This window comes from Kitasatospora sp. NPDC127060 (genome assembly GCF_042724935.1).
In the GTDB taxonomy this organism is placed as follows: Bacteria; Actinomycetota; Actinomycetes; order Streptomycetales; family Streptomycetaceae; genus Kitasatospora.
Genome location: NZ_JBHXEG010000045.1, coordinates 1 through 23,445, shown reverse-complemented (window position 1 = coordinate 23,445; position 23,445 = coordinate 1). Strand labels below are relative to the sequence as shown.

Below are 23,445 nucleotides of genomic sequence, written 5' to 3'. Positions count from 1 at the left end.
CGTCAGCCGTGGACCCTCAGCCCGTCCAGGCGCCGCCCGCGAGGAAGGACTCCAGCGCGGCCTGGTACGGCGCGATGTCGATCCGCTCGCCGGCCAGCCAGTCGTCCGAGTAGTACTTGTCCAGGTAGCGGTCTCCCGGGTCGCAGATCAGGCCGACCACGCTGCCCGTCCGGCCGGCCGCCCGCATCTCGGCGACGATCCGCAGCGCGCTCCACAGGCCCGTCCCGGTGGAGGCCCCCGCCTTCTTCCCGAGCACCTGCTCCAGCACCCGGACGGCGGCGATCGAGGCGGCGTCCGGCACCTTCATCATCCGGTCGACCGCCCCCGGCACGAAGCTCGGCTCCATCCGGGGCCGCCCGATGCCTTCGATCCGGGAGCCGCTGCCGCAGACGGCGTCCGGATCGTGCTTGACCCAGCCGTCGAAGAAGCAGGAGTTCTCCGGGTCCGCGACACAGATCCGGGTGTCGTACTGCATGTAGTGCACGTAGCGGGCGATGGTGGCCGAGGTGCCACCCGTCCCGGCGGTGGCGACGATCCAGGCCGGTTCGGGGTGCGGCTCCAGGCGCAGCTGGGCGAAGACCGACTCGGCGATGTTGTTGTTGCCGCGCCAGTCGGTGGCCCGCTCGGCATAGGTGAACTGGTCCATGTAGTGCCCGCCGGTCTCTTCGGCGAGCCGCGCGGAGGCCGCGTACACCTCGTCCGAGCGCTCGACCAGGTGACACTCGCCGCCGTGGAACTCGATCAGGTCGATCTTGGCCTGGCTGGTGCTCTTGGCCATGACGGCGATGAACGGGACGCCGATCAGCTGGGCGAAGTACGCCTCGGAGACGGCGGTCGAGCCGCTGGAGGCCTCGATCACCGGCTTGCCGGGGCGGATCCAGCCGTTGCAGAGCCCGTAGAGGAAGAGCGAGCGGGCGAGGCGGTGCTTGAGCGAGCCGGTCGGGTGGGTGGACTCGTCCTTGAGGTAGAGGTCGATCCCCCACTCGGCCGGCAGCGGGAAGCGCAGCAGGTGGGTGTCGGCGGAGCGGTTGGCGTCGGCCTGGACCTTGCGCACCGCTTCCTTCAGCCAGGTGCGGTACTGCGCGTCGGAGCGGTCGACGTCGACGGTCGGCTCCATGCCGAGGCTCAGGCCGGACTGGGTGCTCATGGTCACTACTCCCTCGTTGCGGCCCCCCGCTGCTCACTACGAGTGTACGAGGGTCACGATAAGTGACCGTTTTCAGTGGCCCAGCTTCCGCTTATCGGGCCTTCCCCGTCCGGCGAAGCCGCCTGCCCCGATTCCGACCGCCCCCACCGCGCCCACCGCCTCAACCGCCTCGACGCCGATCGCCTCGACGCCGATCGCACCGACGCCGACCGCACCCGCTACGCCGGGACGGACTGCGGATCCGCCAGGTACGGGCCCCAGCCGAGTTCGGCCGCGCCGGCGAGCGCGCCGTGCGCCAGTTCCGCACCGACGATCGGCACCCGTCCGCTGCGGCCCCACAGGCTCCGGTCGGCCACCACGGCGCGCAGCCGGTCGGGGGCGGCCTCCAGGAGGTCGAGGTGGAGGCCGCTGAGCACCACCCGGTCCGGGTTGAGGATGTTGACGACCCCGGCCAGCCCGAGACCGAGCCGGTCGATCACGTGCTCCACCGCCGCCCGCGCCCGCTCGTCCGTCGCGGCCGCCCAGCACAGCTCGCGTGCCTGGTCGAGCAACGGGCGCCCCGGCTCCGGGGTGAGGCCCGCGGCGGCGAACAGCGCGTCGGGGTCGGTCTCGGAGTTCAGGCAGCCCCGGTTGCCGCACACGCAGGGACGGCCCTGCGGGTCGACGGCCAGGTGGCCGACCTCCAGGGCGAGCCCGGCGCTGCCGGTGTGCAGGTGGCCGTCGATCACCAGCGCGCCGCCGACGCCACGGTGGCCGGAGGTGACGAAGAGCAGGTGTCGGGCGCCGCGACCGGCACCGTGCCGGTACTCGGCGAGCGCGGCGAGGTTGGCGTCGTTGGCGATGGCGGTGGGCAGCGGGCGCACCGCGTTCGGGCCGTGGTCGGCCCGGCCGACCTCGACGTCGTACAGATCGGCGACCGGGGTGCCGCTGGGCCAGGCGAAGTGCAGCGCGGCGAGCGCCGTGCCGTCCGGCTCGGTGACCGGATTGGGCAGTGCGAGTGCCGCGCTCAGGCAGCGGCGGTCGGTCGCGCGGGCCAGTTCGGCGCCGGCCTGGGCGACGGCGCGCAGCATCCGGACCGGGTCGGTGGCGGCGGGCAGCGGCAGGTGGACGGGCGGGTCGAGCAGGCCGCCGAGGCAGGCCAGGGTGACGCTCAGCCCGTCGGCGTGGATCTGGCCGGCGACCACGACCGGGCCCTGCGGGTTGATCGCCAGCCGGTGCGAGGGGCGGCCGCGGCCGCCGCCGGCCGGGCGCGAGTCGACGGTGATCAGGCCGAGCGCCTCCAGTTCGGCCGTGACCGCGCCGGCGGTGGCGCGGGTGACGTCCAGCGCGCGGGTGAGCGCGGAACGGGTGGGTGTCTGACCGGTGTGGATGAGCGACAGCGCCGGGCCGAGCAGCGTCCGCCCCCGGTCGGGGGCCGCGCGGCGGTGGGCGTCGCGCTGCGCGTCGGGGTCGGTCCCGGAGCGGGGCCGCGGGCTTGATGGTGAGAGCTGCACGACCCTATTGTGACTTTGTGTCGCTTCGAAACAAAATCCGTTCCCGCCGCCCCGCCGCCCACTCCCCCACACAGTCTCGCAGCACACCCCCGGTGGCCGACAGCCCCTGGGGGGCCGCACGGCTCGCGCTCACCGCCTTCTTCGCCGTCGACGGCTTCCTCTTCGCCGCCTGGGTCGTCCGCATCCCGGACGTCCGCAGCCAGGTCAGCGCCTCGCACAGCGCCCTCGGACTCGCCCTGCTCTGCCTGTCCGTCGGTGCCGTCGTCACCATGCCCCTGGTCGGCCGGCTCTGCCTCCGCTACGGCTCGCGGCCGGTCACCGTCGGCTCGCTCGCCCTGCTCAGCCTCGCCGTACCGCTGCCCGCGCACGCCCACTCGGTGCTCTCGCTCGGCGCGGTGCTGCTGCTGTTCGGCGCCGGGTACGGCGGGGCCAACGTCGCCATGAACAGCGCCGCCGTCGACCTGGTCGCCCAGCTTCGACGACCCGTCATGCCCAGCTTCCACGCCGGGTACAGCCTGGGCGGACTGCTCGGCGCGGGCTTCGGCGGGCTGCTCGCCGACCGGCTGACCACCGCGTGGGCGCTCGCCCTCGGCGGCCTGCTCGGACTGGCCGTCACCGTCGGCGCGGGCGTCGTCCTGCTGCGCAGCCCGGCGGCGCCGATGGTCGCGCCGACGCCGGTGCCGGTGCCGGACGCGGACGCGGGTGCGGGTGCGGGTGCCGCCCGGAAGGTCGCTCCGGAGGCCGCCCCGGACACCGCCTCGAAGGGCACCCCGGCGAGCACCCGGGGCTCCACGGCGAGCGCCGGCGGGCACTCCGCGGGCCGCCCGACGGGGAGCCACCTCCGGCTGCTGGTGCTGCTGCTCGGACTCACCGCGCTGTGCACGGCGTACGGCGAGGGCGCGATCGCCGACTGGACCACCCTCCACCTCACCGACGACGTCCACGCGAGCGCGGGAACGGCCGCCGCCGGGTACGCGGCGTACGCCTTCGCCATGACCAGCGGGAGGGTGAGCGGCACCTGGCTCTCCATCCGGCTCGGCCAGAACCGGCTGATGCTGCTCGGCGGACTGGCCGCGGCGGTCGGCATGCTGGTCGCCGCCCTGGCGCCGTCGGTGCCGCTGGTCATCGGCGGGTTCGTCCTGGCCGGCCTCGGACTGGCCAACCTGTTCCCACTGGCGATCGCGCGCGCCGGTGCGGCGGGCGGGCCGCAAGGCGTCGCGCTCGCCTCGACGCTCGGGTACGGCGGAATGCTGATCGGACCGGTGGTGATCGGCTTCCTCGCCGACGCCGCCGGACTGCCGCTGGCCCTGACCACGGTCGCGGTGGCCGCCACGACGGCGGCCCTGCTGCCGCTGGCGGTCGGGCGGCGCTGACGGCGGGCGGGGCCAGGTGGCGGTCGGGTGGCAGGGGGCGGATGGCAGGTGGCGGGTAGCCGTTGACAACTGACAGCAAACGGATAACAGATTTCAACATCTGTTACCCGTTCGCTGTTACCTGTTCGCTGTCACCTGTTCGCCGTTCCCCGCCCCCATCACTGACGGACCCACCCCACAACTGGCAGGATGCGACCCCATGACCACCACCGGAGGCATCCAGGTACTGCGGGCGAGCGAGCGCCCGGCCACCCCGTGGCTCAACGGGGGCGGGGTGACCAGGGAGGTCGCCGGGTTCCCCGCCGGGGCCGGACTGGGCGAGTTCGACTGGCGGGTGAGCCTCGCCGACGTCGCCTCGGCCGGGCCCTTCTCCCCGTTCCCCGGGATCGACCGGGTGATCACCCTGGTCGAGGGTGCGGGCATGGCCCTCACCGTGGACGGCGTCCGACAGCTGGTGGACGCCCCGTTCCGCCCCTTCGCCTTCCCCGGCGACGCCACGACCGACTGCCGACTGCTCGGCGGCCCGGTGGTGGACTTCAACGTGATGACCCGCCGCGGCCGGGCCGAGGCCACCGTGGACCTGCCGACCGGGCCCGGCACCGTCCACGTCCCGCCGTCGTCGACCGTCCTGCTGGTGTGCCTGGCAGGTTCGGCCACCGTCGGGGACGCCGAACTGGCCCGCTACGACGCCGCGTTGCTCGTCACACCCGGCACCCACGAACTGCGGCCCGACGGGGTCACCGCCGTGATCACCTTCCGCAGCACCACTCGCTGACACGGCACCACCCGCTGACACACACGGCAGCACCCGCCGAGCGGCGCTGTTGCCCGTACCCCCGGAAGGAACCTGGGTACGGGCAACAGAACCGGCGAGCCGTCAGCCGCAGAACACCGGCGTGGCGTGCGCCGGGTCCAGGGCGTTGGTCACCAGGTGCAGCGCCGTCGGCGAGAACGCGATCGCGACGTGCTCGGCGAGTGTGACCGGGCAGTGGTCCTGCAGCACCTCGTTGTCCACGTCCGGCCCGTTCAGGAACTGGGTCCGCCACGGGGTGACGACCTCGTCGTACACGGTCGAGACCACCGTGTAGTGCACCCCCGGCACGGTGTCCGGCCGGGAGGCCATGGTGGTGTTGAAGTCGGAGCCCACCGCCTGGTCACGGCAGGCCTGGCAGACGGTGTAGATCAGGTCGGCCACGCCCGGGAAGTACGGTGCCAGCTTGGTGATCCCGTCGAGGGTCGTGCCGTGGTTGGACGGCGCCAGGCCGACCAGCTTGTCGACCTTCGAGGCCCCGCCGAGGAACTTCAGGTAGTAGTTCGGCAGCATGCCGCCCTGCGAGTGCCCGACGATGTCGACCTTCGCCGCACCGGTCGCGCTGCGCACCAGGTCGACGAAGTGGGCGAGTTGGGCCGCCGAGGCGGGCACCGCTCCGAGGCCGCCGATCGGCAGCACCAGGCCGCTGCCGGTGGAGGTGATGCCGGGGATGGTGCCGTAGTCGAGGGCGAAGACGCAGTACCCGAGGCCCTTGAGCAGCGGAGAGAGCGCCAGCCAGTTCTCGTAGCGGTTGGCGAAGGTGCCGTGCACCAGCACCACCGGGTCGGGGTGGGCGGCGGACGGTCGGCAGCTCCAGTCGTTGGCACCGGGCGGCGAGGCCACCGAGTCGCCGTCGGGCGGCAGTTCGGCGGCGGTGACGGCCTGAGCGGTGACGGCCCGGGCCGCGGCGGGCGCCGCCGACGCCGGAGCCGCGGCCGCGCCGACCAGCAGCGCACCGGCCAGTACGGCCGCACCGAGGGATCCACCGAGGGATCCACCGAGCCGACGGCGCACCGGAGTTGCGGAGAAGCGGAGAAGTGGGGTTCTCAACTGTTGCCTCCACAGCAGAAGTTTGTTACCAACAGGTAACCCGAGTGGCTCAATGATGCGGTCGCCCCTCCGGCCCGGCCCTTGGGCGTTCCCCAGACCTGGACGGTGTTCTCTGTGACCGGTCACAACGCACCCCACTGCACCCCCGCCGGCCGCCCTGCCGAACCTCCCACCGGCCGCCCCGGCGGAACCCCCGCTGCGGCCGACGCCCCCTCCCCCTGGCACATCCCGGTGATCGGCGGCCTCCCCGCCGACCAGCGACTCCTCGGCGGCGCCCCCGACCTGGCCGCAGCCGTGATGGCCGCCCTGCTGGCCCGGGTGCCGGTCTACCGCCGCCTCCCGCGCGAACAGCTCACCGGCGAACTCACCCGCGACACCGAGCGCCGCATCCGCGCCCTCGCCCACGCCGTCCGCACCGGACTCCCCGCCCCCGCCGAGGAGTTCACCGCCGTACGGGAGGCCGCCGCGCGCCGCGCCGAGGAGGGCCTACCGCTGGACGCCGTCCTGCTCGCCCACCACCTCGGGCTGGAGGTCTGCTGGGAGTTCCTCACCCGGGACGCCCACGCCGACGACGCCGCCGACCTACTACTGCTCAACCGTCTGCTGCTCGACCAGCTCCGCCGGGCCGCCACCGCCGCCGGCGCCGGCTACCTGGACGGGCAGCGCTCGGCCGGCGACCGCAGCTCCACCGCCCGGCAGTCCCTGCTCGCCGCGCTGCTCGCCGGCACCCCCGCCGAGGAGGCGGCCGCCCGGGCCGGCACCGAGCTGCCGGCCGGCTACGCCGTGCTCTGCCTGTCCCTCGCCGACCACCCTGACGAGCACTCACCCGGCATCGACCCGGGCATAGCGGCCCGCCGCAAGCTCCGCCGCTTCGGCGCCGAACTCGACCACCGCACCCGGCAGTCGGCGCTCACCGCGCTCACTCCCTCGGGTGGCCTGGTGCTCGTCCCGCTGCAGACACCACCGGAGCGCACCACCGAGCCGTCCGACGGAACCGCCGAGGAGTCGCTCTGGCCCCAGCTCGCCGCCACCCTCGCCGCCGGGGCCCGGGCCGCCGGGGCCCCGGTGCTGGCCGGGGCCGCCGCCGCGGTGCCCGCCGAGGTGCCCGGCGCCGCCGCGCTGGCGTACGAAGTCCTGGACCTGGCACGGGCGTTCGGCCGCCCGCCGGGGCTGCACCGGTTGGACGACGTCCTGCTGGAGTACCAGCTGACCCGACCCAGCCAGGCCCGTTCCCGGCTCGCCTCCCTGCTCGAACCGCTCGCCGACGGCGGCGAGTTGCTCATGACCCTGCGCACCCACCTTGCCGGGGGCCTGAACCGCCGCCACACCGCGAGCGCCCTGCACCTGCATCCGAACACCGTCGACTACCGGCTGCGCCGGATCGCCGTCCTCACCGGCCTGGACCCGGCGCGCCCCGCCGACGTCCTGCGGATCACCGCCGCGATCGCCGCCCGGACGGCCGAGCGGAGAACCCCCACGCCCTAACAGGCGCCCTACCAGGCCCGGCAGGCCCGGCAGGCCCCGGCAGGCCGGTTGGCAACGGACCGCGCCCGCACCACCGGAGACGGTGGCGCGGGCGCGGGCGCGAGCGCGGGCGCAGTCACGGGCGCGACGGTGGCGAGCCCGCCGACGAGACGATTGCGCCTAGGAAGCTCCCCGTTCGAGGTTCGTTCAACATCACGACGACAGTCCAATGAACGGCGCACTAGCGGACGAACCGTCAGGAAACAGGAGGGATCAGCCATGGGACTGACAAACGATCAGGCCGTTACGGCCGTCAGTCCCGCTCGCCGGGCAAGCGCAGGTCCCACCCCACCAGGGCGCGCAGCTGCTCCGCCGTCACCCCGTCCGGCACCGGTCGGGGCGGCTCGTGGCGCAGCGGCGGCTGCCAGCCCTCCGCCTCGCTCCAACGGCGGACCACCTTGGCCGGGGCTCCGGCGACCACGCTGTGGTCGGGCACCTCGCCGCGCACCACCGCACCCGCCGCGACCACCACGTTGCGGCCGATCCGCGCCCCCGGCATGATCACCGCGCCGGTGCCGATCCAGCTGCCCGCGCCGATCTCCACCGGCTCGTTGCGCGGCCACTGCTTGCCGATCGGCAGCTCGGTGTCCCGGTACTCGTGCGCCTGGTCGCTCACGTACACGCCGGGGCCGGTCCACACGTCGTCGCCGATGACGATCGACTGGTGGCCGACGATGTGGCTGTCCCGGCCGATCACGCAGCCGCCGCCGATCCGCACGATCGGCTCCGGCCCGAGGTCGAGCCCCGGCAGGAAGCCCGCGCTGATGGTGACCCGCTCGCCGATGATCGAGAACGGCCCGATGGTGATCCACTGCTCGTTGAACACCGCCCCGAGCGGAAAGGCCAGGGTCGTACCGTCACCCAGCTCGCCGAACCGGTACGGGCCCGGGGTCCGGTTGGTGACCGCGCCGGTCCGCTGCACCCAGCGCCAGCCCCGGTGGACGAGGCGCCCGGCGGCCCGGCGGCCACCGGCCCGGACGGTGGAGAGGAGGGAACGGGTTATCGGCATGCGCTCACGTTACCGGCCCGTAGCGTCCGTCCGTCCGGTGGGAGGCCGACATCACACCGGGCCCAGCGGCCTCGTTCGCCCCGGCCCACCAGCACTTCTGGCGTAGCGCGTCGGCCCACCGGCACGCGCGGCTCCGCCCCCGCGCCCGGCCCCCGGGGCCGTCCGAATTCCGCCACCGCTGTCGGTCCCCGGTGGGAGACTCCGTGCCATGGAGATCTCCGAGCACATCGAGGCACTGCGCCACGAGGGTGCCCTGCTCGCCGACGCAGCCACCCGCGCCGACCTCACCGCCCCCGTCCCCACCTGCCCGGACTGGCGGATGGGTGACCTGGTGCGGCACATCGGCCAGGTCCACCGCTGGGCCGCCGCCTTCCCGGCGAAGGGCCTCCGGGCACCTCTGGACGAGCCCGGCCAACAGGCCGTCATCGGCCCGGCCCCCTCGGACGCCGAGCTGCTCGACTGGTACCGCGAGGGCCACGCCGCCCTGCTGACCGTGCTCTCCGCGGCCCCCGCCGACCTCGAGTGCTGGACCTTCCTGCCCGCGCCCACCCCACTGGCCTTCTGGGCCCGGCGCCAGGCGCACGAGACCGCCGTCCACCGCTTCGACGCCGACGCGGCGGCCGGCGCCCCGGGCCCGGCCGTGGCGCCCGAACTCGCCCTGGACGGCATCGACGAGCTACTGCGCGGCTTCATGCGCCGTGGCCGGGCGAAGGTGCACACCGAGAGCCTGCGCACCGTCTCGATCCGAACCACCGACGGCCCGGGCACGTGGCACCTGACGCTCTCCCGCGAGCCGCTCGCCGTCACCACGGAGGAGCGCCCCGAGCCCGCCGACCTGACCGTCACCGGCCCGGCCCGCGAGCTCTACCTGCTGCTCTGGAACCGGCTGACGGTCGAACAGGCCGAGCGGTCGGCCCGGGCCGGCGGGGCCGGACAGGTCGGGCAGACCGGCAGGGCCGGACAGATCGGAAAGGCCGGGCAGGTCGAACTCAGCGGCGACCGGAGCCTGCTCGACCTCTGGCGGGACAACGCCGCGGTCCGCTGAGCCCGGGACGCCGACCGGGCCCGGGAGCGACTCGGCGCACCCGGGCCGTCGGCCGGCCGTCTGAACACGGCGCGGCCCGGTCGGCCGTCCGGGAGCGGCTCAGCGCACCCAGGCCGCCGGCCGCTTCTCCAGGAAGGCCCGCATCCCCTCCTGCGCCTCCGCCGACCCGAACAGCCGCGCCGACAGCTGCACCAGCTCGTCCGCGTCCCGCTGGAAGGACCGCGCGACCTCTGCGTTGGCCAGCCGCTTCGACTCGGCCAGCCCCTGCGGCGAGCCCTGGCGCAGCGCGTCCAGCAGGCCCTTCAGCACCACTCCGGCGTCTTCGGTGGAGTCGGCCGCCCGGGTGATCAGGCCGATCCGGGCGGCCTCGGCGGCGTCGAAGACCTCACCGGTGAGGTAGTAGCGGGAGGCGGCGCGCGGCTCCAGCTTGGGGCGCAGCGGCAGCGAGATGACGGCGGGCGCGAGGCCGAGGCGGACCTCGGTGAAGGCGAAGGTCGCGGCCGGTCCGGCGACGGCGAGGTCCGCCGCACCGATCAGGCCGAGGCCGCCGGCCCGGGCGTGCCCGTCGACCACGGCGATCACCGGCTTGGTGCAGTCCACGATCGCCTTCTGCAGCTCGACCAGGCCGCGCGGGCCCACCGTCGGGTCCGCGCCGGTCGCCTCGGAGAGGTCCGCGCCCGCGCAGAACACCTTGCCGGTGTGGGTGAGCACCACCGCGCGGACGTCCCGGTCCGCCGCGGCCACCGCCAGTCCGGCGTGCAGCTCGGACATCAGGCGGGAGGAGAGCGCGTTGCGGTTGTGCGGCGAGTCGAGGGTGAGCGTGGTGACGGCGTCGGCGGTGCTGACGCGGACGAGGGGCTCTGCGCTGGTCATCGGCGTGGGCCTGCCTTCCGGCTGAGGGTGGGTCGGGCAGCGGGCGCGGTCCGGGGTGTCCGGGCCGCGGGTGCGGTCCAGGGGTGCCCGGACGGCGCCCGCACGACTCTGGCACGCCCACCCGCCCCTCGGCCAGAGCCAACCGCCGCCCGGCGCACCGGACCGTCCGTCGGCCGGACGGAAAACCGCTGGTGACGGCCGCCGCCCACCCGCCAGCATGGGCGCCATGACCACCGATTCCCCGGTCCTGCTGCTCGCCCCGCGGATCAACGACACCGGCCTCCAGCTGCGCACCGCCGCCGGTCTGCGCGGCCTGCGCGCGTTCACCGCGGCCTCCTGGCAGGCGCCGCGCGAACTGCTCGGCGCACCGGTGCACGTGTACGGCGGGCCGCTGTTCGGCGACGCGGTCGGCCGGGAGCTGGGCCTGGCCCTGCTGGAGCCGGCCGCGGACTGGCTGGCCCGGCTGCCGCTCGCGCTGACCGGCCGCCGGGTGTCCGCGACCACGCTGGCCAAGGCCCGTACGCTGACCGGCCCGGCCTTCGTGAAGCCGCCGGCCGACAAGCTGTTCGCCGCCCGGGTCTACCCCGACGGCGGCGCGCTGCCCGGTCCCGAGCTGCTGGACGGTGACACTCCGGTGCTGGTGAGCGAGGTGGTGCGGTTCCGCACGGAGTACCGGCTGTTCGTGCTGGACGGCGCGGTGCGGGCCGGCTCGCGCTACGCGGTGGACGGCGAGCTGTCCGTCGCACCGCTCGGGCGGAACAGGCAGGACAGGCGGGACGCGCAAGACGGGCAGGACGCTCGGGAGGAGCAGGACCTACAGGACGGGCGGGGCGACGCCGAGGTGACGGCCTTCGCCCGCGAGGTGCTGGCGGCCGCCGCCGAGCAGGCCCCGCTGCCGAGCGCGGTGGTGGTGGACGTCGGACGGACGGACCACGGCTGGGCGGTGGTCGAGGCCAACGCGGCCTGGGCCAGCGGAGGTTACGCGGCCGAGCCGGACGGCGTCCTGGACGTGGTGCTGCGCTCCTCCGGCCCGGCCGCGCAACTAGCCCGCGCCGACCGTCCGTTCCGCCGCGAACTGCCGAAGTGGTCCGCTGACCAGGCGGGTTGGCATCCTGCGGAGGCCGCCCGGGCGGCGCCCGGGCGGCGCCCGGACGGCGTCGGCGCTTGCGGCACCGGCTGCCGATGGCGCACGATCATGCGCCATGACCACCACGCACCTCACCCACATCGCCGAGCCGCCCGGAGTCGCCCCCGGGACGGGCTACACCCACGTCGTCACCGGCAGCGGTCGGCTGGTCCAGGTCTCCGGGCAGGTCGCCTTCGACGAGCACCGGAACCTGGTCGGCGAGGGAGACCCGAAGGCCCAGGCCCGTCAGGTCTTCGAGAACCTGCGCCGCTGCCTGGCCGCGGCCGGCGCGGACTTCTCCGACGTCGTCAAGTTCACCTTCTTCATGACGGACATCGCCCATCTCGCGGCGATCCGCGAGGCCCGCGACGAGTACCTGGCCGGCCTGCCGCTGCCGGCCGCCTCCGCGATGCAGGTCGCGGCGCTGTTCCGGCCGGGCGTCCTGATCGAGATCGAGGCGATGGCGATCGTCCGGGAGTAGCGCCCCCTCACGCCGACCGGAGTGGGGCCCCCTCACGCCGGCCGGACCAACGCGTCCCGCCGTCCGGCCCACCGGACGGCGGGGCCCATCGCCAGTCCCGCCGCCGCCACCACCGCGCCCAGGGCGGCCCACCCGAGCAGCCCGTAGCCGATCACGGCCGTGCTGACCACCGCCGGGCCGGCCATCATCGCGGCCGCCGAGCCCGCGTTGAACACCCCCTGGTAGGCGCCGTGGTGGCGCTCGCCCGCGAGGTCGTAGCTCAGCGCCCAACCGCCCGCCTGGCCCGACACCTCGGCGAGCGACTGCAGTCCGATCCCGGCGAGCGCGACGGCGGCGGCCAGGATCCCGGGCAGCCCGTGTGCGAGGGCGATGACCAGGCAGGAGGCGGCCAGCATCAGCCCGGCGCGGCGGCAGGCCCGGGCGGCGGCCGACCGTTCCCCGGTGCCCCGGGTGGCCCGCACCTGGAGGGCGATCACCATCAGGGTGTTGACGATGTAGGCGCCGGCGACGGTGATCCGCGGTGCGTCGGTCTGCTGGACGATCCACAGCGGGACGCCCACCTCCAGGACGGCGAACTGCAGACCGAGGACGGAGCACAGCGCGGTGACGGCCAGGAACGGGCCGTCGCGCAGCGCCGGGTTGCGCCGCCGGCCCCGCTCGACGCCCTTGCCGGCGGGGTCCGCGGGATCGGCCGTCCCGGCTCCGGCCGAGGGGACGGCCGTGACCGAGGGGACGGCCGTGACAGAGGGGTCGGCACTGACCGAGGGGACGGCCGTGACAGAGGGGTCGGCACTGACCGTTCCGGCCCCGGCCGAGTGCGCGGGCGGAGCGGCCCCCAGCACCGCGGGCAGCCGGTACAGCATCAGCGCGACGGCCACGTAGGAGACGGAGTCGGCCAGGATCGCCGCCAGGTAGACCGGCCGGGTGTCGAGCTGGAGCGCGAGCGCGCCGAAGCCCGTCCCCACGCAGATGCCGATGTTGGTCACCACCCGCAGGTAGCCCCGTCCGGCCACCCTGCGGTCGGCGGGCAGCACCTCGGCGTAGAGCGCGTTCCGTACGGCGGCCGCGCCCCGGTCGACGGCGGAGACGCCACAGGCCAGGGCGACGAAGGCCGGGTAGCTGTGCACCAGCGCGTACCCGGCGGTGCCCACGGCTTCCACCGAGACCAGCACCAGCAGGACCGGACGGGCGCCCCAGCGGTCGCCGGCCCGGCCGGCCGGCACGCTGGCGAGGACCCCGCACAGGCCGGCGGCGGTCATCCCGAACCCCAGCTGGGCGGCGCTGAGGCCGAGCACCCGGGTGAAGAACAGCACCGAGACGGACAGCGAGAGGCCGTTCCCCACCGTGTTGACCAGGGTGATCCCGGCCAGCCGGCGGACCGTCGGGTCGGGGTGCAGCCGGCGCCGGACGGTCTCGGGCAGGCGACCGGTCCGGCCGGCCGCGGGCATGGCCAGGGAGGGTGCGGAAGGCTCCGCCGGTGTGGTGGTCATGCCGTCGATTCCACCGCCGGGCGGGCCGGGCCGGATATTCCTTTAGGCCCTGGCTAAAACTAGGCTCTCCGGCTGGAACCCGGCCGTGGGCGCCGGGCAGTCGGCAGGAGAGCTCCCGTGCACCGCTTCACCCTTCGACTGGCCGATCTCGCCACCACCTGGTTCGCGTACTCCCCGATCCACGAGGCCGTGCTCAGCCTGCGGATGTGGACCCACCCCGGCCACTACTGGCTGCAGAGCCGGGCCTTCGAACAGCTCAGGCCCTCGTTCGAGCGACTGGATTCCCGACTGCTGCTCTCCCTGGTCGCCCGGAACCGCTGGGTGCCCGACTTCCTGACGCCCCGGCCGTCCTCCCCGACACCCGAGTTCCGCACCGAGCTCGCCACCGTCCGAGCGCTGCCGCCCGAGCTGCTGCGCACCGAACTGGAGCGGACCTTCCTGCCGCATGGGCAGCCGCTGCCCGCCCTGCTCGAAGCCGAACTGGTCGACCCAGAAAGGCTGTTGACCAGGATCTGTGACGCCCTGGCGGAGTACTGGGAGGCCTGCCTCGCGCCCACCTGGTGGCCGCAGGCCCGCGCGGCACTGGAGGCCGACCTGGTGTACCGGGCCCGGGTGCTCGCCCAGCAGGGCGCGGCGGCACTGTTCACCGACCTCGACCACCGGCTGAACTGGGCAGACGGCGTACTGTCGATCAACCGGCACTGGACGGACGGGGATGTGGAGACCGCCGTGGACGGTCGCGGACTGGTCCTCTGCCCGACCTTCTTCGTCCGGGGCGCGATCACCACCATCGACAACTCCCTTGCGCCGCAGATCAGTTACCCAGCACGCGGGCAGGCCGGGATGGCCGGCGGGGGCTCCCCGGCGCCGGCACACGCCCTGGCGGCGCTGGTCGGCGCGCCGAAGGCCCGGCTGCTCACACTGCTCGTCGAGCCGGCCTCCACCACCGAGCTCGCCTTCCGCCTCGGCGTCACGCCGGGCGCGGTCAGCCAGCACCTCTCCGTCCTGGCGGCCACCGGCCTGGTCACCCGGGCCCGGCACGGCCGCTCAGTGCTGTACCGGCGGAGCACGCTCGGAGACGAGCTGACGAGCTGACGAGCTGACACGCCACCCCCGGCCCCCGACAGGGCCGGCGCCCCTCCGCACCGGAAGGAGCGCCGGCTCGACACGCCGTACGGCCCCGCCCCGCCACACGCCCCCGCCCCGCCGTACGGCCCGCGCCGCTACCGCGAGGCCATCGCCATCAGCTTGCGCGCCGCCGGGTTCTGCCGCAGCAGCTGGGCGAAGGTGGTGTGTCCCTGGGTGGTCCGGGCGAAGGCCCGCCACGCCGCCGGCACCGAGGTCACCGCCACGTGGAACAGGTACGGCCGCCGCTCGAAGGCACCGAGCAGCTGCTTGCCCGCACGCATCTCCACGCCCAGCCCGGCCTTGATCGCGAACGCGTAGTTCAGCGCCTCGCGCCGCACCGAGGTCGCGTCACCCGCCTCCGCGACCCGCACCGCCCACTCGCCGGCCAGCCGGCCCGAGCGCAGCGCGTACGAGATGCCCTCGCGGGTCCACGGCTCCAGCAGCCCGGCCGCGTCCCCGGCGACCAGCACCCGACCGCGGGCGAGCGGCGAGTCCTCGGCCCGGCAGCGGGTCAGGTGCCCGGACTCGACCCGCGGGGCGAAGCCGGACAGGCCCAGCCGCCGGATGTAGTCGGCGAGGTACTGCTTGGTCCGCTCGCCGTCGCCGCGCGCCGAGATGACGCCCACGGTCAGGCTGCTGGTCTCGGTCTTCGGGAACACCCAGCCGTAACTGCCGGGCAGCGGGCCCCAGTCGAGGTGGATCCGGCCCGACCAGTCGGCGGCGACCTGCGGCGGCACCGGGATCTCCGCCTCCAGGCCGAGGTCGATCTGGTCGAACGTGACGCCGACGTGCCGGGCGATCCGGCTGGCGCTGCCGTCCGCGCCGACCACCGCGCGGGCCTCGAAGGTGCGCCCGTCGGCGGCTGTCACGACGGCCGTCCGGTGCTCGCCGCCGCGCTGCTCGACCCCGGTGACGGTCACTCCGGTGACCAGCACCGCCCCGGCCTGCTTGGCCGACTGCACCAGGCGCAGGTCGAACTCGTCCCGGTTGACCAGCCCGAACAGCATCCGCCCGGACCGGCGGGTCCGGGTGTACCGGCCGTCGTAGGCGAAGGTGACGGCGGACACCCGGTCCTGCAGCGGCAGTTCGAAGTCCGGCGGCAGGCTGTCCCGGGACGGGCCGATGATGCCGCCGCCGCAGGTCTTGTACCGGGGGTGCTCGGCCTTGTCGAGCAGCAGCACCCGGCGGCCCTGCGCGGCGGCGGCGTACGCGGCCGAGGATCCGGCTGGTCCGGCGCCGACCACCACGACGTCCCAGACGCCGTCGGGCGGCACCGGCGCCTCGTCGAGCGGGCTGTTGAGCGGGCTACGGGAATCAGGGCTTCCGGAGTCAGTCACGTCGAGCAATCCTATGCGTCCGATCACCGGCACGGACGCCGCACCGCCCACCGGCCCAGAAGCTCCCCGGAAGCTCCCGAGGGGCTCCGCCTATGATCGGCGGTACCCCAACCGACCGCCTCCGCCCGTACCACCCCCCGGGCGGACCGTCCCCTCCGGAGCCCCGATGTCACAGCCCCTGGCCGACGCCGTCCGGTCCCTGATGGACCGTGCCCGCACCGACCTCGCCGAGCTGGTCGCCTTCCCGTCGGTCGCCGACCCGCGCCAGTTCCCGGTCGAGGAGTGCCAGAAGGCCGCGCAGTGGGTCGCCGAGGCCTTCGCCGCCGAGGGCCTGACCGGGATCCGGCTGCTGGACACCCCGGACGGCACCCAGTCCGTCTACGGCGAACTGCCCGGCCCGGAGGGCGCACCGACCGTCCTGCTCTACTCCCACTACGACGTCCAGCCGCCGCTGGCCGAGGACGACTGGCTCAGCCCGGCCTTCGAGCTGACCGAGCGCGACGGCCGCTGGTACGGCCGCGGCGCCGCCGACTGCAAGGGCAACATCCTGATGCACCTGACCGCCCTGCGGGCGCTGCGCCAGGTGTACGGGGACGGCTACCCGGTCAGCCTGAAGATCATCGTGGAGGGCTCGGAGGAGCAGGGCACCGGCGGCCTGGAGCGCTACGCCGAGGCCCACCCCGAGTTGCTCGCCGCCGACGCCATCGTGATCGGTGACACCGGCAACTTCGCCCCCGGCCTGCCCACCGTGACGGCCTCGCTGCGCGGCATGACGGTGGTCGAGGCCTCGATCACCACGCTGGCCGGCAACCTGCACTCCGGTGCCTTCGGCGGCGCCGCCCCGGACGCGCTGCAGTCGCTGGTCAGGGTGCTCGCCTCGCTGCACGACGACAAGGGCGACGTCGCGGTCGCCGGGCTGGCCTCGGACCAGACCTGGGAGGGCGTGCAGTACCCGGAGGAGCAGTTCCGCGCCGACGCCAAGGTGCTCGACGGCGTCGCGCTGACCGGCACCGGCACCGTCGCCGACCGCCTGTGGGCCCGCCCGGCCGTCACCGTCCTGGGCATCGACGCCCCGCCGGTGATCGGCGCCACCTCCTCCGTGCAGTCCGCCGCCAAGGCCCTGATCAGCCTGCGCGTCCCGCCGGGCATGAGCTCGGACGACGCCCAGGACGCCCTGGTCGCCCACCTGGAGGCGCAGGTCCCGCTCGGCGCCCATCTGACGGTCAAGCGCCAGGGCAACGGCGCGCCGTTCCGCGCCGACACCGACGGCCCGGCCTACGAGGCGATGGGCGAGGCGATGGCCGAGGCCTTCGGCACCGCGATGGTCGCGGCCGGCGAGGGCGGCTCGATCCCGCTCTGCAACACCCTGCGCTCGCTCTACCCGCAGGCCGAGATCGTGCTGATCGGCGTCGAGGACCCGACCACCCAGATCCACGCCGTCAACGAGAGCGTCGACCCGCGGGAGCTGGAGCGGATGGCCCTCACCGAGGCCCTGTTCCTCCGCCGCTACGCCGAACTGCGCACCGCCTGACCGCAGTTCGACCCGGCCCGGGCCGCCCGCCACCCCACCCGGCGGGCGGCCCCGACCGCCGCCTTGCCCACCACTACACCGAACTGCGGACCCTCTCAGGGGAGTTCGCACCGGCCCCGGGCCGTCCGCCACCCCACCGACGGGCAGCCGCGACCACCGCCGCGTACCCGACCGCCCCCACCGCGAGCCCGGCCCCGGCCCCGAAGCACACCTCCGGAACGAGGTTGCGCCGCAACGGGCTCAGCCGGTGCAGCACCCCGACCGCGGTCGCCACCCCCAGCGCCGCGACGCCGGCCCGCCGGGTCCGCGGCGCGAGCCGCACGGCCGGCCGCACCGGCTCGACGGCCCGCACCGCCCCCGCCGCCCAGCCGCCCAGCGCGGCCAGCGCGAGCGCCGAACTCCCGTACTGCAGCGCCTCGTAGACCGGGACACCGGCCACCTTCCGATCCAGTACGGGCAGCAGCCGCACCCCCAGCCGGCCGCCGTGGGTGAACGCGTCCCAGCCGACATGGGTGAACGCACCGACCGCCGCCGAGGCCAGGAACCACGCCGCGTCCACGCTCCCGGCGCCCGAGCCCCGCCGGACCGTCAGCGCCTCCGCCCCGCCCGCCCACCGCTCGGGCAGCAGCCCCACCAGCGGCGCCCGCAGCAGCCCGTGCCACCCCGCCACCAGCGCACCGGCGATCGCCACGTCCAGCGTCGGCACCGCCCACCAGGCGTGGGTCAGCCCGCCGTGCCCGTACACCCCGGGCAGCAGCGACTCGGCGAAGAACGGCACATCCGGCGCCATCGACCCGGCCACCAACGCCGAGGCCACCAACGGCCCGCGCCGCCCGGCGGCGCGCAGCAGGGGCAGGACGGCGGCGGGGTGGCTCAGCGTGAACGGCATGCCCCCATCCTGGCGCCCGCACCGCCCGCCCCACCAACCGGGGCCGCCCGCCCCGCGCGCCACGGCCGTCCCCCGGGCGGACCCTAAACGGCCTCCGCCGTACTGGCCAGGCCCAGCGCCACCCGGCTCCCCGCCTCCAGGTACCGCAGTTCCCCGCTGCGCCGGGCGTCCAGCGCGGCGGCGAGGCGCTGCAAGCGGCTCGGCGGCAGCAGGTCGGCCGCCTCCTCCAGGGTGACGAACCGGCAGCCGCGCAGTTCCTCCTGCTGCAGCAGGAGGTTCCGCCGGCCCGCGTCGTTCAGCAGCCCGCCGTCGTACATCAGCCGGAGCCCGCCGCGGCGTGGGCCGGTGCGGGGCTCCCAGTCGACGGCGAGCAGGCGCAGCACGGAGGGGTCGAGCCGCAGCCCGAGTTCCTCGGCGGTCTCCCGCAGGGCGGCGTCGGTGGGGGCCTCGCCGCGTTCGACCACGCCGCCGGGGAAGTCCCAGTCGGGCTTGTAGACCGGGTCGACGAGCAGCACCCGGTCCTGCTCGTCGAAGAACAGCACGGCCGAGGCCACGGTGTCCCCGGTCGGATCCTGGGCCTGGACGATCGGGCAGCGCGCGGCGCCGACCCGGACCAGCTCGGCGATCCGGTGCGCGGTCTCGCGCGGGGTGAGCGCGCTGCTGTCGATCATCCGGGCGTCGCCGACCAGCCAGCGGCGGGCGGCCCGGTAGCGGGGCAGGTGCTCCAGGCACCAGGTGCGGACCCGCTCGCTGCCCTCGGGGTCACCGGGGCATTCCTCGCGGTGCGCGATGCGGTCACGCAGGATCGTTTCTTCTGGGTCCAGCACGAAGTGGTGCACCGTGATCCCGTGCGCGGCGAGGTCGCCGAAGATCTCGTCCCGGTAGTCCTCTCTGAGCAGGGTCATCGGCACCACCAACGGCCCGCCGACCTCACCGAGCAGCGCGGCCGCGGTCTCCGGCACCAGCCGGCGCCAGGCCGCGAGGTCCTGGAAGTCGGACACCGTGGCCAGCCGGTCGGCCGGGAGCATCCGGCGCAATCCGAAGCCCACCAGCTCGGGATCGAAGAGCACGCTCCCGGGCAGCAGTTTCACCAGCTCGCGGCAGGCGCTCGTCTTGCCCGCCCCGAATGTGCCATTGACCCAGACGATCACAACGTCCCCTGCCCTCGACTTGCCCCGATGCCGTTCGCACCGGGCAGCGCCCCCGTCGGCCGAACCAGCGCCACCCGTGGTGGTACCCGCGGTACGCCGCTCCCCAAAACTGCTCGCCGCGCCCGCCCGCGCGCCCCGGCCCGCCCCTTGACAGCGGCATGTGCCCAGGCCACGGGCCCGGTGCGGATATATGAGGACCGGCCGCCATCAAAGCCGCACTCTGCCGCCATCGCCTGCGCACAGGAAGTCGGACCGGCCGACTTTCCGTGCGCGCCCCACCCGTACGCCGCTCGCGCCGCCCCTGCGCCCTTCCGCTCCCCCGCCCACCCCCGACCCCCCGACCCCCGACCCCCGGTCGAACCGCCCCTGACCGCGCGTCGGGGCGCCCGGACCGGTCGGCCCGGGCGCCCCGCGCAGGTGCGCTACGGTCGGCCCATGTACGCCGGGTAGTACCCGCTGCTGATCCCCGAGGTCCGGATCAGCGTCCCCGGCCGCGCGGCCTCCACGTACTGGTTGTTGCCCAGGTAGATCGCCACGTGCTGGATGCCCCGCGCGGTCCCGTCCGGGGACCAGAACAGCAGGTCACCGCGGCGCAGCTGGCTCGCCGTGATCGGCGTGGTCGCCGCGTACTGGTCGTTGGCGACCCGCGGCAGACTGATCCCGCCGCGCCGGAAGGCCTGCTGCACCAGGCCCGAGCAGTCGTAGCCGTCCGGCCCGTTGCCCGCGGTCCGGAACGGCTTGCCCAGCTGGGCGAGCGCGTACTCCACCGCGGTCTCGACGTCCCGGTCCTCGGCCACCTGTTGGGAGCCGCCCGAAGAACCGGACGAGGACGAGCCGGACGAGGAGGAGCCGCCGGTCCGCTGCAGGTAGACGTCGTAGTGGGAGGTCCAGCGCCACTCCCCCTTGCTGTTCTTGAACCAGTAGCGGGAGCCGTCCCAGCCCTGCTTGATCCCGCCGTTCGAGGACTTCGAGGACTTCGCCGGGGACGACGACTTCGACGACTTCGACGAGGACTTCGCCCCGCCGGTCCGCGCCAGGTACACGTTGTAGTGGGTGGTCCAGCGCCACTGCCCCTGGCTGTTCTTGAACCAGTACCGCGAGCCGTCCCACCCGGCGTGCGCCGGCGCCCGCTCGGCCGCGGCGGGGCTCACGCCGGTGCCGAGGCCGATGGTCCCCGCGCCGACCGCGATCACGGCCGCCATGCCTATCCCCCGACGGATCCGCGCGGCCCTCGAGGGACGGGCGGATCCGCCGGAGCGGGCGGGGGTGGCGGGGGCGTGCGGCCCGGTCGGTTCGTCGGCGGCATCCGGCGCGCCGGTGTTGACGGTGGTCATCCTGCTGACTTCCTTCACTGCTGCGAACGCACTGCGGCGTACGGCCGCCGAACGGTCGACTGCGGAAACTGCTGCGGACACGCGGTACGCCCCGGCGGGGCCGGTACGTACGCTCGGCAGACTCCCGTCCGACAAGCCGCGGCCTCCGGTCGTACGACCGGGAGCCTCGGCGCCTCGCCCGGGATTCAGTTCTGCCTGCGTGTCACGTTAGGCACGCGTCCGCTCACGGCGCGCAGTGGAGTGCGCCAAAGGAAGGTTTCCGCCGGGCGGCTGCCGACGGCGCATCAGAGTGAACCCCCGTCACCGGCCGACGTGTCGACACCCCTTCGTCAGCGCCCTTCGGCCTCCGCCAGCAGCTGCTTCTTGAGCACCTTCCCCAGCGCGTTCCTGGGCAGTTCGGGCACCAGGACGACTCGGCGCGGCCGCTTGTGCACCGACAGCCGATCCGCCACGAAGGCCGTCAGCTGTTCCCCCGTCACGGCGCCGTCCGGGACGACGTAGGCGACGATCGCCTGTCCGAGGTCCTCGTCCGGCGCGCCGACCACCGCCGCGTCGGCGACCGCCGGGTGGTCGCGCAGCGCGGCCTCCACCTCGCCGGCGCCGATCCGGTAGCCGCCGCTCTTGATCAGGTCCACCGAGGCGCGGCCGACGATCCGGTGGAAGCCGTCCGCCCCGATCACCGCGACGTCCCCGGTGCGGAACCAGCCGTCCGCCGTCCAGGCCTCGGCGTCGGCGTCCGGCCGGTTGAGGTAGCCGCTGAACAGGGTGGGCCCGGCGACCTGCAGCTCACCGACGCTCTCCCCGTCGTACCGGACCGGCTCCCCGTCCTCGCCGACCAGCCGGGTGCGCACCCCCTCCACCGGCAGCCCGACACTGCCGGGCCGCCGCTCGCCGTCGGCCCGGGTGCTGACCGTGATCAGCGACTCGGTCATCCCGTAGCGCTCGATCGGGGCGTGCCCGGTGAGCGCCGCCAGCCGCTCGAACACCGGCACCGGCAGCGGCGCGCTGCCGGAGACCAGCAGCCGGGCGGAGGCCAGCCGCCCGGCGGCCTCGCGGTCCGCCGCCAGCCGGGACCACACGGTGGGCACGCCGAAGTACAGGCTGCCGCCCGCCGCCGCGTACCCGTCCGGGGTGGGTCGGCCGGTGTGCACCAGCCGGCTGCCGGTGCGCAGGGCGCCGAGCACGCCGAGCAGCAGCCCGTGCACGTGGAACAGCGGCAGGCCGTGGACGAGGGTGTCCTCGGCGGTCCACTGCCAGGCGGCGGCGAGGGCGTCCAGGTCGGCGGCGATCGCCGCCCGCCGGATCACCGCGCCCTTGGGCGCGCCGGTGGTGCCCGAGGTGTAGAGCACGAAGCCGGTCGCATCGGCGGCCGGCTCGGCGTACCCGGTCGCCGAGCGCTCGGCGGTGTCCACGGGCAGGGCCGCCACCGACGCGCCGTCGGGCGCGGCCTCCCCGGCGGCGTGCGCCAGCAGCGCCGCGCCCGAGTCGCGCAGGATGTGCTCGCGCTCCTTGGGGCCCGAGTCGGGCGGCAGCGGCACCACCGGGACGCCCGCCAGCAACCCGCCGACCACGGCGACCACCGTCTCCACGGTGGGCCGGGCGAGCACCGCGAGCGCGGGTGCCCCGGCCACCCGGTCGGCCACCGCGGTCGCCGCGCCCAGCAGCTCCTCCCGGGAGAGCGCCCGGCCGTCGACCCGCAGCGCGTCCGCCGCGTCGCCGTGGCCACCCTGAAGTGCCGTCAGCAGTGCCATGCTTCCGTCCTCGCCCTCGTCCTCGCACCGGTCGCGCCGCGGGCTCCCGCGCCCGGGCACCGTCCGGCCGACTCTACGGGCCGGCGCGCCGCTCCCCGCCGCCCGGGGCACGACGACGGAGGGCGCGGCACCGAGCACCCGGTACCACGCCCTCCAGTCTCGGAGCCCGTCCTCGACGGGCCCTACCCGCGGGATCAGCCCTTGCGGGCCTTCACCTCGGTGGTGAGCTGCGGCAGCACCGCGAAGAGGTCGCCGACCACGCCGTAGTCGACCAGCTCGAAGATCGGGGCCTCGGGGTCCTTGTTGACGGCCACGATGGTCTTCGACGTCTGCATGCCGGCCCGGTGCTGGATGGCGCCCGAGATGCCCGCCGCGACGTACAGCTGCGGGGAGACCTGCTTGCCGGTCTGGCCGACCTGCGAGCTGTGCGGGTACCAGCCGGCGTCGACGGCGGCGCGCGAGGCACCGACGGCCGCGCCCAGCGCGTCGGCGAGCTCCTCGACCACGCCGAAGCCCTCGGCGGCACCGACACCGCGGCCACCGGAGACCACGATCGCGGCCTCGGTCAGCTCGGGGCGGCCGGTCGAGACGCGCGGGGTGCGCGAGGTGACCTTGGCGGCGTTGCCGGTGAACTCCACCGACACGTTCTCCACCGCGCCGGCGGCCGCGGCGGCCTCCGGGGCGACGGCGTTCGGCTTGACCGTGATGACCGGCACGCCCTTGGTGACCTTGGACTTCACCTGGAAGGACGCGGCGAACACCGACTGGGTGGCGACCGGACCGCCGTCGCCGGCCTCCAGGTCGACGGCGTCGGTGATGATGCCGGAGCCGAGGCGCAGCGCGACGCGGGCGGCGACCTCCTTGCCCTCGCCGGAGGAGGTCACCAGGACGGCGGCCGCGTC

Annotated in this window: 19 protein-coding genes and 1 pseudogene; 8 read left to right on the top strand and 12 right to left on the bottom strand. The window is 74.9% G+C overall.

Translation table 11 applies throughout. From position 1 onward, the window contains the following. Positions 1-16: 16 nt before the first annotated feature. Positions 17-1,147, bottom strand: a complete 1,131-nt coding sequence (locus tag ACFWIS_RS23630) for a PLP-dependent cysteine synthase family protein (RefSeq protein WP_380456778.1) — start codon at positions 1,145-1,147, stop codon at positions 17-19. Positions 1,148-1,365: 218 nt separating this feature from the next. Further along, a complete protein-coding gene (locus tag ACFWIS_RS23625) occupies positions 1,366-2,640 on the bottom strand; it encodes an ROK family protein (protein WP_380456780.1) in 1,275 nt (424 codons plus the stop codon). 17 nt (positions 2,641-2,657) lie between these two features. On the opposite strand from ACFWIS_RS23625, the gene ACFWIS_RS23620 reads away from it, so the two are divergent. Continuing rightward, positions 2,658-4,013 carry an MFS transporter gene (locus tag ACFWIS_RS23620; protein WP_380456782.1) on the top strand — a complete coding sequence of 452 codons (1,356 nt, stop codon included), beginning with the start codon at positions 2,658-2,660 and terminating at the stop codon, positions 4,011-4,013. Between the two features lie 199 nt (positions 4,014-4,212). Further along, on the top strand, positions 4,213-4,788 hold the full coding sequence (locus ACFWIS_RS23615) for a HutD family protein (protein WP_380456784.1): 576 nt from the start codon (positions 4,213-4,215) through the stop codon (positions 4,786-4,788). A gap of 102 nt (positions 4,789-4,890) precedes the next feature. Here the strand turns inward: ACFWIS_RS23615 and ACFWIS_RS23610 are convergent, their stop codons facing one another. Further along, a complete protein-coding gene (locus tag ACFWIS_RS23610) occupies positions 4,891-5,787 on the bottom strand; it encodes an esterase/lipase family protein (protein ID WP_380456821.1) in 897 nt (298 codons plus the stop codon). Between the two features lie 201 nt (positions 5,788-5,988). On the opposite strand from ACFWIS_RS23610, the gene ACFWIS_RS23605 reads away from it, so the two are divergent. After that, positions 5,989-7,359, top strand: coding sequence for a PucR family transcriptional regulator (locus ACFWIS_RS23605; protein WP_380456786.1), 1,371 nt, complete (start codon positions 5,989-5,991; stop codon positions 7,357-7,359). A gap of 292 nt (positions 7,360-7,651) precedes the next feature. Here ACFWIS_RS23605 and ACFWIS_RS23600 read toward each other — a convergent pair whose 3' ends face one another. After that, the gene (locus ACFWIS_RS23600) at positions 7,652-8,407 is read right to left on the bottom strand and encodes an acyltransferase (RefSeq protein WP_380456788.1); all 756 of its coding nucleotides are present in this window, start codon (positions 8,405-8,407) and stop codon (positions 7,652-7,654) included. Between the two features lie 208 nt (positions 8,408-8,615). Between ACFWIS_RS23600 and ACFWIS_RS23595 the strand changes: the two genes are divergently transcribed. Then, positions 8,616-9,452 (top strand): maleylpyruvate isomerase family mycothiol-dependent enzyme, encoded by an 837-nt coding sequence (locus ACFWIS_RS23595; protein ID WP_380456790.1) that lies wholly within the window; start codon positions 8,616-8,618, stop codon positions 9,450-9,452. Positions 9,453-9,551: 99 nt separating this feature from the next. Here ACFWIS_RS23595 and ACFWIS_RS23590 read toward each other — a convergent pair whose 3' ends face one another. After that, positions 9,552-10,325, bottom strand: a complete 774-nt coding sequence (locus ACFWIS_RS23590; RefSeq protein ID WP_380456792.1) for an enoyl-CoA hydratase family protein — start codon at positions 10,323-10,325, stop codon at positions 9,552-9,554. Between the two features lie 217 nt (positions 10,326-10,542). Here ACFWIS_RS23590 and ACFWIS_RS23585 point away from each other — a divergent pair. Both ACFWIS_RS23585 and ACFWIS_RS23580 read left to right on the top strand, forming a co-directional pair. After that, positions 10,543-11,274: pseudogene (locus ACFWIS_RS23585) on the top strand (ATP-grasp domain-containing protein); the annotation flags it as partial. Positions 11,275-11,527: 253 nt separating this feature from the next. Continuing rightward, positions 11,528-11,932: a RidA family protein gene (locus ACFWIS_RS23580; protein WP_380456794.1), complete on the top strand. Its 405-nt coding sequence runs from the start codon at positions 11,528-11,530 to the stop codon at positions 11,930-11,932. Between the two features lie 32 nt (positions 11,933-11,964). Here ACFWIS_RS23580 and ACFWIS_RS23575 read toward each other — a convergent pair whose 3' ends face one another. Next, a complete protein-coding gene (locus tag ACFWIS_RS23575; RefSeq protein WP_380456796.1) occupies positions 11,965-13,422 on the bottom strand; it encodes an MFS transporter in 1,458 nt (485 codons plus the stop codon). A gap of 117 nt (positions 13,423-13,539) precedes the next feature. Here ACFWIS_RS23575 and ACFWIS_RS23570 point away from each other — a divergent pair, with 117 nt between their 5' ends. Further along, positions 13,540-14,517 (top strand): ArsR/SmtB family transcription factor, encoded by a 978-nt coding sequence (locus ACFWIS_RS23570; protein WP_380456798.1) that lies wholly within the window; start codon positions 13,540-13,542, stop codon positions 14,515-14,517. 128 nt (positions 14,518-14,645) lie between these two features. Here ACFWIS_RS23570 and ACFWIS_RS23565 read toward each other — a convergent pair whose 3' ends face one another. Beyond that, the gene (locus ACFWIS_RS23565; protein ID WP_380456823.1) at positions 14,646-15,824 is read right to left on the bottom strand and encodes a geranylgeranyl reductase family protein; all 1,179 of its coding nucleotides are present in this window, start codon (positions 15,822-15,824) and stop codon (positions 14,646-14,648) included. A 229-nt stretch (positions 15,825-16,053) separates the two neighbouring features. On the opposite strand from ACFWIS_RS23565, the gene ACFWIS_RS23560 reads away from it, so the two are divergent. Continuing rightward, a complete protein-coding gene (locus ACFWIS_RS23560) occupies positions 16,054-17,418 on the top strand; it encodes a dipeptidase (protein ID WP_380456800.1) in 1,365 nt (454 codons plus the stop codon). A gap of 73 nt (positions 17,419-17,491) precedes the next feature. Here ACFWIS_RS23560 and ACFWIS_RS23555 read toward each other — a convergent pair whose 3' ends face one another. From ACFWIS_RS23555 to ACFWIS_RS23535, 5 genes are all read right to left on the bottom strand, one after another. Next, on the bottom strand, positions 17,492-18,307 hold the full coding sequence (locus tag ACFWIS_RS23555; protein WP_380456802.1) for a DUF4184 family protein: 816 nt from the start codon (positions 18,305-18,307) through the stop codon (positions 17,492-17,494). Positions 18,308-18,390: 83 nt separating this feature from the next. Next, a complete protein-coding gene (locus tag ACFWIS_RS23550; protein ID WP_380456804.1) occupies positions 18,391-19,458 on the bottom strand; it encodes an NUDIX domain-containing protein in 1,068 nt (355 codons plus the stop codon). A 422-nt stretch (positions 19,459-19,880) separates the two neighbouring features. Further along, a complete protein-coding gene (locus ACFWIS_RS23545; protein WP_380456806.1) occupies positions 19,881-20,792 on the bottom strand; it encodes a C40 family peptidase in 912 nt (303 codons plus the stop codon). A 329-nt stretch (positions 20,793-21,121) separates the two neighbouring features. Then, a complete protein-coding gene (locus ACFWIS_RS23540; protein ID WP_380456808.1) occupies positions 21,122-22,543 on the bottom strand; it encodes an acyl-CoA synthetase in 1,422 nt (473 codons plus the stop codon). Positions 22,544-22,737: 194 nt separating this feature from the next. Continuing rightward, positions 22,738-23,445: electron transfer flavoprotein subunit alpha/FixB family protein (locus ACFWIS_RS23535; protein ID WP_380523980.1), on the bottom strand; the 708-nt coding region annotated here is incomplete at its 5' end.

Coding starts and splice junctions, on each gene's coding strand:
- ACFWIS_RS23590 (WP_380456792.1), bottom strand. CDS start 10,325: ATGACCAGCGCAGAGCCCCTCGTCCGCGTCAGCACCGCCGACGCCGTC.
- ACFWIS_RS23615 (WP_380456784.1), top strand. CDS start 4,213: ATGACCACCACCGGAGGCATCCAGGTACTGCGGGCGAGCGAGCGCCCG.
- ACFWIS_RS23545 (WP_380456806.1), bottom strand. CDS start 20,792: ATGACCACCGTCAACACCGGCGCGCCGGATGCCGCCGACGAACCGACC.
- ACFWIS_RS23560 (WP_380456800.1), top strand. CDS start 16,054: ATGTCACAGCCCCTGGCCGACGCCGTCCGGTCCCTGATGGACCGTGCC.
- ACFWIS_RS23600 (WP_380456788.1), bottom strand. CDS start 8,407: ATGCCGATAACCCGTTCCCTCCTCTCCACCGTCCGGGCCGGTGGCCGC.
- ACFWIS_RS23555 (WP_380456802.1), bottom strand. CDS start 18,307: ATGCCGTTCACGCTGAGCCACCCCGCCGCCGTCCTGCCCCTGCTGCGC.
- ACFWIS_RS23575 (WP_380456796.1), bottom strand. CDS start 13,422: ATGACCACCACACCGGCGGAGCCTTCCGCACCCTCCCTGGCCATGCCC.
- ACFWIS_RS23595 (WP_380456790.1), top strand. CDS start 8,616: ATGGAGATCTCCGAGCACATCGAGGCACTGCGCCACGAGGGTGCCCTG.
- ACFWIS_RS23630 (WP_380456778.1), bottom strand. CDS start 1,147: ATGAGCACCCAGTCCGGCCTGAGCCTCGGCATGGAGCCGACCGTCGAC.
- ACFWIS_RS23580 (WP_380456794.1), top strand. CDS start 11,528: ATGACCACCACGCACCTCACCCACATCGCCGAGCCGCCCGGAGTCGCC.
- ACFWIS_RS23540 (WP_380456808.1), bottom strand. CDS start 22,543: ATGGCACTGCTGACGGCACTTCAGGGTGGCCACGGCGACGCGGCGGAC.